The sequence below is a fragment of the Runella sp. R5_40 genome (assembly GCF_057652295.1).
Genome location: NZ_JBYFCH010000040.1, coordinates 16,677 through 28,773 on the forward strand (window position 1 = coordinate 16,677; position 12,097 = coordinate 28,773).

General features: G+C 49.6%; 3 protein-coding genes. All 3 read left to right on the top strand.

Going from position 1 to position 12,097, the window contains the following annotated elements:
* The first annotated feature begins 44 nt into the window (after positions 1-44).
* Positions 45-9,884: an HYR domain-containing protein gene (locus AC23N5_RS30695; protein ID WP_487758454.1), complete on the top strand. Its 9,840-nt coding sequence runs from the start codon at positions 45-47 to the stop codon at positions 9,882-9,884.
* Between the two features lie 111 nt (positions 9,885-9,995).
* On the top strand, positions 9,996-11,693 hold the full coding sequence (locus AC23N5_RS30700) for a tetratricopeptide repeat protein (protein WP_487758455.1): 1,698 nt from the start codon (positions 9,996-9,998) through the stop codon (positions 11,691-11,693).
* 195 nt (positions 11,694-11,888) lie between these two features.
* A partial coding sequence (locus AC23N5_RS30705) for a hypothetical protein (RefSeq protein ID WP_487758456.1) occupies positions 11,889-12,097 on the top strand: 209 nt, incomplete at its 3' end.

Genomic DNA, 12,097 nt, shown 5'->3' on the forward strand with positions numbered 1-12,097 from the left:
CGATTACGGCATGCCAAAAATAATTTGCTTAAAATCAATTAATTATGAAAAGAAGTGTCTTAATTTTTGCTCTGTGGGCTAGTCTGCTTGGAATTGCCCATGCGGCCACCTTTACGGTGAGCAACACCAATGACAGTGGTGCAGGTTCTCTTCGCCAAGCCATTCTTAGTGCCAATGCAGATGCAAGTGCAACGGCGGCTACCCCGCATCAGATTAATTTTACGGTATCCAATGGGTCAACCATTACGGTCATTAGTCCCTTTTTGGTGATTACGAATCATATTAGCATCAATGGTTTAGGCGTAGCAAATCTGACAATTAGCGGAGGTGGCACCTCACGTATTTTTTGGATACAAAATGGTACCATTACCATTCAAAACCTTACCCTGGCCAATGGCTACGCCAAAGGGGGTGATGGTAATGGAGGAGGTATGGGTGCGGGTGGAGCTATCTTTATGCACGAAGGTAAAGAAGGGGGCACCGGTAGTATTCAATTACGTTTAATCAATGTAAATCTTAGCAACAACCGAGCAGTGGGAGGTAATGGTACAGGTTCAGTAGATGGTGGTGGTGGTATGGGTGGCAATGGCGGTGCTTTTCCTATTGTCCTCCACGGGTTTACGTTCTATGATGGTGGTGGAGGTGGTGTGTTAGGAAATGGGGGCGGTGCTGGAGGTAGTGTAACCAATGGCGGGAATGATGGTGGTGGTACCAACGGCGGAATCTCTATATTTGGCAACGGTGGAAATCGTGGTACAGCTGGTGGTAATGGTGGTTTTGGCGGCGGCGGTGGTGGTGGCACAGGCGGTGGTAATGGTGGTTTTGGTGGCGGCGGTGGTAGTGGCACAGTCGGCGGGCCTGGTGGCTTTGGCGGCGGCGGTGGTGGTGGTAATATAGGGGGGCCTGGTGGCTTTGGCGGCGGCGGTGGCAGGGGCCTTATGAATGCCGCAGGCGGCTTTGGTGGCGGTAATGGTGGAGATGGAAGTGGAGGTGGAGGTATGGGTGCTGGTGGGGCTATTTTTGTGGCGAGTGGTCGCTTGAGTTTAAATGGCGTCAGTTTTAACAATAATAATGCAACCAGAGGAAATAACGGTGCCAAAGGTTACGGCGGGGCATTTTTTGTATTCAACTTGACCCATAATGGTGGAAATCCAGCACCAGGGACTACTAACTACCCAGCGGTGACGATGTGTAATGTGACGTTTAGCGGCAATACTGCCGATGACGATAACAGCACTTATACCAATAATGATAACGTTTATGCCAGTAATACTTCCAGTCTCAGCCCTACTGGTTATATCAGTAGCAACGCAACGACTATTTGCGCAGGAGGTAGTGTTCAACTTAGTTTCACTTCCCCTTCGGGCACGGGGCCTTTTGATATTGTAGTCAATGGGATAACGTACAATGATGTACCAAGTGGCTCCGTGTTTCTTACGCGAACTGAAGGCACTCATTTTACGGGTACTACCCATTTTAACCTTACTCAAATCACGGATGCCAATAATTGTGTCATCAGTGGCTTGGCGCAAACTACCACGGTTGATGTCAATAATGTAAGCGCAGGCAGTATTTCCGGTGATCAGACTATTTGCGCAGCGGGTGATCCTAGTAATTTTAGCTCAACGACCAATGGGTCAGGGGCTGGTACGATTTCCTACCGCTGGGAGAAGAGTACCACCAATTGCAGTAGTGGTTTTTCGACCATCGCGGATGCAACAGCATCAACGTACGATCCGCCTGCACCATTAAGCCAAACGACTTACTATCGACGTGTGACTATTTCTACGTTAAATGGAGTCGCTTGTGAAGCCATTAGTAACTGTGCAACAGTGATCATTAATAATGTAAGTGGAGGTGATGTTGCTGGTAATCAGGTAGCTTGTCGTGGCGGTGACCCAACACCGCTTACTTCTACTAATCTCGGTTCGGGCAGTGGTACGATTACTTACCGCTGGTTAAGTAGTACAGTGGATTGTGCTACGGGATTGACCCCTATCATGGGCGCAACGAGTGCAGATTATGACCCTCCCGTTGGTATTACTCAAACCACTTATTTTCGTCGGGTTACCATTTCTACGTTAAATGGGGTCGCTTGTGAAGCGATTGCCCCAGATTGTATAGTCATTGTGGTGCTCAATCCGCAGGGAGGAACGATTGCTGGCGATGAGACGATTTGCTCAGGGGGTGACCCAGTTGCTTTTACCAGTAGTGTTACTGGTTCGAGCAATGGGGGAACCATTACCTACCGTTGGGAAAGCAGTACCACAAATTGCAGTAGCGGCTTTAGCTCAATTATGGGTGCAACAGAAGAGACGTATAATCCACCTGCAGGTATAAGCCAAACGACTTATTTTCGGCGAGTAACGATTGCCACTTTCAATGGTACAGCCAGTGGTTCCTGCGAGGCGGTGAGTAATTGTGTAACTGTTACGGTAGCCTCGGTAAGCGCAGGCAGTATTTCTGGTGATCAGACTATTTGCGCAGCGGGTGATCCTAGTAATTTTAGCTCAACGACCAATGGGTCAGGGTCTGGTACGATTTCCTACCGCTGGGAGAAGAGTACCACCAATTGCAGTAGTGGTTTTTCGACCATCGCGGATGCAACAGCATCAACATACGATCCGCCTGCACCATTAAGCCAAACGACGTACTATCGACGTGTGACTATTTCTACGTTAAATGGGGTCGCTTGTGAAGCCATTAGTAACTGTGTGACAGTGACCGTAGGCGATAACCAAGCCCCAACAATTACCTGTCCCGCCAACATCAGCGTTAGCAACGACGCGGGTCAATGCTCCGCGGTGGTAACCTACACTGCCCCCGTAGGCAGCGATAACTGTTCAGGTGCTACGACAACACAAACGGCAGGCTTGGCTTCTGGGGCAGCTTTCCCCGTTGGCACAACGACCAATACGTTTGAAGTAACGGCGTCAAACGGCCAAAAGACAAGTTGTTCATTCACCGTAACGGTCACTGACGCAGAAGCACCTAAGATTACCTGTCCTGCGAATATTAGTGTTAGCAACGACGCAGGTCAATGCTCCGCGGTGGTAACATACACGGCCCCCGTAGGCAGCGACAACTGTTCAGGTGCGACAACGGCACAAACGGCAGGCTTGGCTTCTGGTGCAGCTTTCCCCGTTGGCACAACGACAAATACCTTTGAAGTAACGGCGTCAAACGGCCAAAAGACAAGTTGTTCATTCACCGTAACGGTCACTGACGCGGAAGCGCCTAAGATTACTTGTCCTGCGAATATTAGTGTCAGCAACGACGTAGGTCAATGTTCAGCGGTGGTAACCTACACGGCCCCCGTAGGCAGTGACAACTGTTCAGGCGCAACGACAACACAAACGGCAGGCTTGGCTTCTGGCGCAGCTTTCCCCGTTGGCACAACGACCAATACGTTTGAAGTAACGGCGGCGAATGGACAAAAGACAAGTTGTTCATTCACCGTAACGGTCACCGACGCGGAAGCACCTAAGATTACCTGCCCCGCCAACATCAGCGTTAGCAATGATGCAGGTCAATGCTCCGCGGTGGTAACCTACAGCGCACCCGTAGGCAGTGACAACTGTTCAGGTGCGACAACGGCACAAACGGCAGGCTTGGCTTCTGGCGCAGCTTTCCCCGTAGGCACAACGACCAATACGTTTGAGGTAACGGCAGCGAATGGACAAAAGACAAGTTGTTCATTCACCGTAACGGTCACCGACGCAGAAGCGCCTAAGATTACCTGCCCCGCGAACATCAGTGTCAGTAACGACGCGGGTCAATGCTCCGCGGTGGTGACATACACCGCCCCCGTAGGCAGTGACAACTGTTCAGGTGCGACAACGGCACAAACGGCAGGCTTGGCTTCTGGCGCAGCTTTCCCCGTAGGAATCACGACAAATACGTTTGAAGTAACGGCGGCGAATGGACAAAAGACAAGCTGTTCATTTACCGTAACGGTCACCGACGCAGAAGCGCCTAAGATTACCTGTCCCGCCAACATCAGCGTTAGCAACGACGCGGGTCAATGCTCCGCGGTGGTAACCTACACGGCCCCCGTAGGCAGCGACAATTGTTCAGGTGCGACAACGGCACAAACGGCAGGCTTGGCTTCTGGGGCAGCTTTCCCCGTAGGAATCACGACAAATACGTTTGAAGTAACGGCGTCAAACGGCCAAAAGACAAGTTGTTCATTCACCGTAACGGTCACCGACGCGGAAGCACCTAAAATTACTTGTCCCCAGAATATTAGCGTTAGTAACGACGCGGGTCAATGCTCCGCGGTGGTAACCTACACGGCACCCGTAGGCAGTGACAACTGTTCAGGTGCGACAACGGCACAAACGGCAGGCTTGGCTTCTGGTGCAGCTTTCCCCGTTGGCACAACGACCAATACGTTTGAAGTAACGGCAGCAAACGGCCAAAAGACAAGTTGTTCATTCACCGTAACGGTCACCGATGCAGAAGCGCCTAAGATTACCTGTCCCGCCAACATCAGCGTTAGCAACGACGCGGGTCAATGCTCCGCGGTGGTAACATACACCGCGCCCGTAGGCAGTGACAACTGTTCAGGTGCGACAACGGCACAAACGGCAGGCTTGGCCTCTGGGGCAGCTTTCCCCGTAGGAATCACGACCAATACGTTTGAAGTAACGGCGGCAAATGGACAAAAGACAAGTTGTTCATTCACCGTAACGGTCACCGACGCAGAAGCACCTAAGATTACTTGTCCCCAGAATATTAGCGTTAGCAACGACGCAGGTCAATGCTCCGCGGTGGTAACATACACGGCACCCGTAGGCAGTGATAACTGTTCAGGTGCGACAACAACACAAACGGCAGGCTTGGCTTCTGGGGCAGCTTTCCCAGTAGGAATAACGACAAACACCTTTGAAGTAACGGCGTCAAACGGCCAAAAGACAAGTTGTTCATTCACCGTAACGGTCACCGACGCAGAAGCACCTAAGATTACTTGTCCCCAGAATATTAGCGTTAGTAACGACGCGGGTCAATGCTCCGCGGTGGTGACATACACGGCCCCCGTAGGCAGTGACAACTGTTCAGGTGCGACAACGGCACAAACGGCAGGCTTGGCTTCTGGCGCAGCTTTCCCCGTAGGCACAACGACAAACACCTTTGAAGTAACGGCGTCAAACGGCCAAAAGACAAGTTGTTCATTCACCGTAACGGTCACCGATGCGGAAGCACCTAAGATTACTTGCCCCGCCAACATAAGCGTTAGCAACGACGCAGGTCAATGCTCCGCGGTGGTGACATACACCGCCCCCGTAGGCAGTGATAACTGTTCAGGTGCGACAACAACACAAACGGCAGGCTTGGCTTCTGGGGCAGCTTTCCCAGTTGGAATCACGACCAATACGTTTGAAGTAACGGCGTCAAACGGCCAAAAGACAAGTTGTTCATTCACCGTAACGGTTACCGATGCGGAAGCACCTAAGATTACTTGCCCCGCCAACATCAGTGTCAGCAACGACGCAGGTCAATGCTCCGCGGTGGTGACATACACCGCCCCCGTAGGCAGTGATAACTGTTCAGGTGCGACAACAACACAAACGGCAGGCTTGGCTTCTGGGGCAGCTTTCCCAGTAGGAATCACGACCAATACGTTTGAAGTAACGGCGGCGAACGGCCAAAAGACAAGTTGTTCATTCACCGTAACGGTTACCGATACGGAAGCCCCTAAGATTACCTGTCCTGCCAACATCAGCGTTAGCAACGACGCGGGTCAATGCTCCGCGGTGGTAACCTACACGGCCCCCGTAGGCAGCGACAATTGTTCAGGTGCGACAACGGCACAAACGGCAGGCTTGGCTTCTGGGGCAGCTTTCCCCGTAGGAATCACGACAAATACGTTTGAAGTAACGGCGTCAAACGGCCAAAAGACAAGTTGTTCATTCACCGTAACGGTCACCGACGCGGAAGCACCTAAAATTACCTGTCCCGCCAACATCAGCGTTAGCAACGACGCGGGTCAATGCTCCGCGGTGGTAACCTACACGGCCCCCGTAGGCAGCGACAATTGTTCAGGTGCGACAACAACACAAACGGCAGGCTTGGCTTCTGGGGCAGCTTTCCCCGTAGGAATCACGACAAACACCTTTGAAGTAACGGCGTCAAACGGCCAAAAGACAAGTTGTTCATTCACCGTAACGGTCACCGACGCTGAAGCGCCTAAGATTACCTGTCCCGCCAACATCAGCGTTAGCAATGATGCAGGTCAATGCTCCGCGGTGGTGACATACACCGCCCCCGTAGGCAGTGACAACTGTTCAGGTGCGACAACAACACAAACGGCAGGCTTGGCTTCTGGTGCAGCTTTCCCAGTTGGCACAACGACCAATACGTTTGAAGTAACGGCGGCGAATGGACAAAAGACAAGTTGTTCATTCACCGTAACGGTCACCGACGCAGAAGCACCCAAGATTACTTGTCCTGCCAACATCAGCGTTAGCAATGATGCAGGTCAATGCTCCGCGGTGGTGACATACACGGCACCCGTAGGCAGCGACAACTGTTCAGGTGCGACAACGGCACAAATAGCAGGATTGGCTTCTGGCGCAGCTTTCCCCGTAGGAATCACGACCAATACGTTTGAAGTAACGGCGGCAAATGGACAAAAGACAAGTTGTTCATTCACCGTAACAGTCACCGATACTGAAGCCCCTAAGATTACCTGTCCCGCCAACATCAGTGTCAGCAACGACGCGGGTCAATGCTCCGCGGTGGTAACCTACACTGCCCCCGTAGGCAGCGATAACTGTTCAGGTGCGACAACAACACAAACGGCAGGCTTGGCTTCTGGCGCAGCTTTCCCAGTTGGCACAACGACAAATACGTTTGAAGTAACGGCGGCGAATGGACAAAAGACAAGTTGTTCATTCACCGTAACGGTCACCGACGCAGAAGCGCCTAAGATTACCTGCCCCGCCAACATCAGCGTTAGCAATGACGCGGGTCAATGTTCCGCGGTAGTAACATACACCGCACCCGTAGGCAGTGACAACTGTTCAGGTGCTACAACGGCACAAACGGCAGGCTTGGCTTCTGGGGCAGCTTTCCCCGTAGGAATCACGACCAATACGTTTGAAGTAACGGCGTCAAACGGCCAAAAGACAAGTTGTTCATTCACCGTAACGGTCACTGATACGGAAGCACCTAAGATTACTTGCCCCGCCAACATCAGTGTCAGTAACGATGCGGGTCAATGCTCCGCGGTAGTAACATACACGGCCCCCGTAGGCAGTGACAATTGTTCAGGTGCAACAACGGCACAAACGGCAGGCTTGGCTTCTGGTGCAGCTTTCCCCGTTGGCACAACGACCAATACGTTTGAAGTAACGGCGTCAAACGGCCAAAAGACAAGTTGTTCATTCACCGTAACGGTTACCGATACGGAAGCGCCTAAGATTACCTGCCCCGCCAACATCAGCGTTAGCAACGACGCGGGTCAATGCTCCGCGGTGGTAACATACACCGCCCCCGTAGGCAGCGACAACTGTTCAGGTGCGACAACAACACAAACGGCAGGCTTGGCTTCTGGGGCAGCTTTCCCCGTAGGAATCACGACAAATACGTTTGAAGTAACGGCGTCAAACGGCCAAAAGACAAGTTGTTCATTCACCGTAACGGTCACTGATACGGAAGCGCCTAAAATTACTTGCCCCGCGAATAGTGTAGTCTATGAAGGTATGCTCGTGACGTACGTTGCACCCGTGGGCACCGACAATTGTGCAGGTGCCGTAACGACCCAGACGTCAGGTCTTGGAACGGGAGTGCTATATCCCGTAGGCGTGACGACCAATACCTTCAAAGTGACGGCGGCGAATGGCCAAACGACGGAGTGTTCGTTTACGGTAACGGTGATAAGCAAACCTACGATTACGTTGACGACATTACAACAAACCTTAAACGAAGGTAACGCTCAAACTTTCTGCGATACGGATGCGAATCCAGTTAATAGTTTGCAGTTTACGGTTTCGAGTGGATGCGTAGTAGGTACTCCTGTATGGCGCAGCCAAGTGGGAAGCAATGCGTGGAGTGACTGGTCACCCAATGCCCCAGTTTCCCAATTGTCCAATAACCAACCCCATCGCTACCAAGCAGCCTGTGATGCCAATCATTCAGTAACTTACACGAATCCGATTGAATTGACGATTAATTATCGTTCAACCGTACCGCAAAATGTAACAATGCTAGTGGACGGTGTGAGTGTAGCAGTGGGAGAGACCAAGGAAGTGTGTAGTTTGGTGAATATACCACTTAGTTTTACTACCAATTGTGGGACAAATGAAGTAGTGCTTTATTCGGTGGACGGTGGCGAGTACAGCGCGGGTGTACCCGTTGGCTTGGTGGATAATCAGTACCACAATTACCGAGTACGTTGTCGCCAATCGGGAGGAGTTGCATCGTGTGTAGAAAGTGAATCTGGGTTAATGCGGTTAAAATTGGTCGTAATTCCATCGGCACCAACGGTATCGTTATCATCGACGGGCAGTTGCAACAGTGGCTCAAGTTTCAGTGGCCAATCGTCCTGCGGAAGTTTGCGGACGGTTTGGTACAATGCCAGCACAAATGTAGCCTTGTCAAGTTTGCCTGCGAGCTTACCTTTGGAAACGACTTCGTACTACGCTCGTTGTCAGACGGAAAATGGCTGTGTGAGTGAGAAGAGTAATGTGGTGACATTCACAGTGACGCCAATTCACGTCGCCCCTGCGGTTACCGTTTCGCAAGACATTGTCTGTACAGGCACGACGGTGAGAATCTCGGCGAACTGTCCCGCAGGTAGCCAAACGTTCTGGAACACGGGTGTAACGGCCTCCAGTTTTGAGGTAGCATTCAGCAACGTGACGAAGCAGACGTATTGGGCGAAGTGTCTTTTTGAAGGTGGTTGTCAAAGTGCGGAAAGTATTCGCAAAGATGTGTACTGGAATGCGTTTGTGGTGACGTTGATCAACATTGGTGAATCTAAATCGGCGATAAAAACCAACGACCGTTCGGCGTGGTCAAGTCAGTTCATCACCCGAGATGGTGGCCCTGAATTGGAACAAAGCACGCAAGTGAATCCGACTTTGTATTACGTAGAAAATGCCAATAAAATGGCACCTCGTTACTGGACGATCAACGTAGAAGCGTGTGGATTAAATACCGACGGTTCGCTGACCTTCGACATGTTGGCGACGCCAGAAATGGGGGTGATTCGTTCTTTCAACACGCACGAAAATAATGCGCCTTACTTCATGTACGCCAACCGAGAGGGCTGGACAGAATTGTATGCTCAAAACCATCCTGCCTACGGTTTTTACCAAGATAATGGTGCAGGCGGTAACGTTTATGATGCAGGTTTGCCGAAAGGGTTGTACAAGTTAGGCATTCGTTACTGGGATCAAAAAGGCTGGGGTAGCATTTATCCATCAACTCGTAAACCTCAAGGCAACGTGTTAGCCTACCAAGAGTATTGGTTCCGAATCCAGTCGAAAGACGGGGTAGGGGTTGGAGCAGCGAGAGAAGGGGCAAATGGCAGTGGGCAAGTGGCAAAAAGCAAAGGGCAAGGAGCAAGGGTCGGACCGTCGCACGGCAATGGGTCGGATAACGGAAAACAGATAACTGATAACGTGTCTTTCGCCACCGTTCTTCCCAACCCCGTTACGCATACGCTTCGCTTGAAAGTGCAAGAGAGCAAGGGGCAAGTGGTGCAAGCGGCATTGACGGATGCCGCAGGCCGTGAAGTTTTGAGCCGACAATTTGTACCCGAAACCAATACCCACCAAGAGGAATTTGGGGTGAGTGAATTGACGATGGGTATATATTTCTTGAAGGTTTCGACGGCTAACCAGCAAGCGACGCTGAAAGTGGTGAAAGTGGAGTAAGAGAATGTAAGTAGATAATATACCAAAAGTCCTGTGAAAATATCGTCACAGGACTTTTTTATAGGTGTCTGTTCTTACATTTGCGTGTAGATAAATTGGAAGTTGTTAACAATGAAAAAACTCGTGTACCTGTTATTCGTTCTACTGTCGTTCAATGGCTTGGGACAACTGAATTATAACTACCTATTACACAAGACCTACGCCCAACGGTTTCCGACCATGTTTGACCTGGATAATGGAAATCCTCCCGGGCTTACTGTCAAGCAGTATCAAGCCTACGTTGGAAACATCAAAAAAATAGCCGAAAAAGCAGGCGACGAAGAATTAGCCGTAGAAACGAATATTTTAATCCATAGAGATTATTTCTATCATTCAGAATTTACTAAGCAATCGTTGGGTTTTATTGATAGTGTGTATCAGCTCAATACAGAAAAAAAGTGGCGATGGCTGGAAATCAAACTGGAATATTTATACGGGATTATTTATTTCAATGCTGTGCGTAATTACGAACAGGCGTTTATCCACTTTGAAAAACTAGCGGAGCTGTTGGCCAATACTCCCGACATCGAAATTCCCGATAAGTTGTTGTACTACTACAAAATCGGAGAAGCGTATTATTTTTTTTCGGACTATCTGACTACGATCAAGTACCTAGAGTTGGCCTTGACGGTGCCACCTTATACGCAGGATTGTAAAAGGCAATTAACGCATACGGCTAACACGCTTGGGTTGTGTTATCAAAAGTTGAAGCAATACGACAAAGCCAATTATTATTTTCAAAAAGCGTACGAGTTTTATGAGCCAAGTTGCTTTGAAAAAGGGGTATGGAAGGCAATTTCGAGCGGAAATATTGGGTATAGTTATTACCTGACGAAGCAGTACCAAAAAGCGAAACCCTTGTTGGAGTTGGATGCGCAATCAGCGATTGAGGTTCTCAAAGACTACGGATTGGCGGTTGGGTCGCTTACTCCTTTGGGGGCGATTGCCTTGGATGAGGGGGATGTGGCTTTAGCTGAAAAATACTTGAGCAAGGCTAAAAAATGTGCCATTTTGTCGGGGCAATACAAGCGTTTTGAGCTGCTTTACCCGCAGCTGGCTCGTTTGGAATCGGCTAAGGGTAACAATAAATTAGCTTCGGTGTATCTGGACTCGGCCTTGATCATCAGAGATAGCCTTTCGCGTCAATTTAATGCGCTTCAAATCATGCGGGCCAAACAAAAGACGGACTTTGAAATCCACAAAGCAGAGGTTTTAAAACTCGAACATGAGAAAAGTGTGAGCCTTTTTATCCGCAATGCGCTGATTGTAATGGTGGTTTTACTGATGATAGCGGCGGTGTGGGTGTATCGTTGGCAATCTCACAAAGCGAAGCAAAAAGAAGCAGCTTTGCAGCAAGCGCAAAAAGAGCTGGACGAAGCCACTGTTGAACTAAACGGCTTTGCGAAGAAATTGATGGATAACAATCAACTGGTTGAAACCTTAGCCCAAAAGACGGGTGAAGAAAACGCGGAAATCATCAATCAATTGCAGAGAGTTACACTGCTCAGGGAAGAGGAATGGGATAGATTTCGGCGACTTTTTGATAAAGTGCATACCGATTATTTGCTTCGCTTAAAAACCAAATACCCAGAATTGAGTCCCGCCGAAATTCGATTTGTGGTGTTATCAAAACTGAAGTTTTCCAACAACGAAATGGCTACGGCTTTGGGCGTTGGGTCGGATACCATCCGTCAATACAAAAGTAGGTTGCGAAAAAAGCTCCAACTTTCTGAGCAAACGAGTTTGGAAGAGTTGATAGAAAGTATTTAGCCTTTTAAGGCGAAGGTGATTGAGTTGTTTTATAAACCCCTGTCAAACAGGGGTTTATTTTTTTGTAGCTATTTTGTCACAGGCTTGTCACGCTTTTGTCACGCCCCAAAATTGGGAAGATGAACAAATTCATGGAGCATTGCACTGCTTATTTCAGACGTCCATGAATAAACTGACTCCAACCAAATCAATTCTGTGGCTGATTGCCATTTTGTTGCTGCTTCTCCTGGGCTTGCTTTTTATATGGCTATGGTACGATGCCAAAATACAGGACATCAATCGCCAAACCCGACAACTGCAATCAAGCTATCAACAATACCCTACTCAATTTTTCAACCCATTTACCAAGTAAGTTATGAAACAAACTCTTCAACTTTTTTTATTGATGTTGTGCGGGGTGCTTT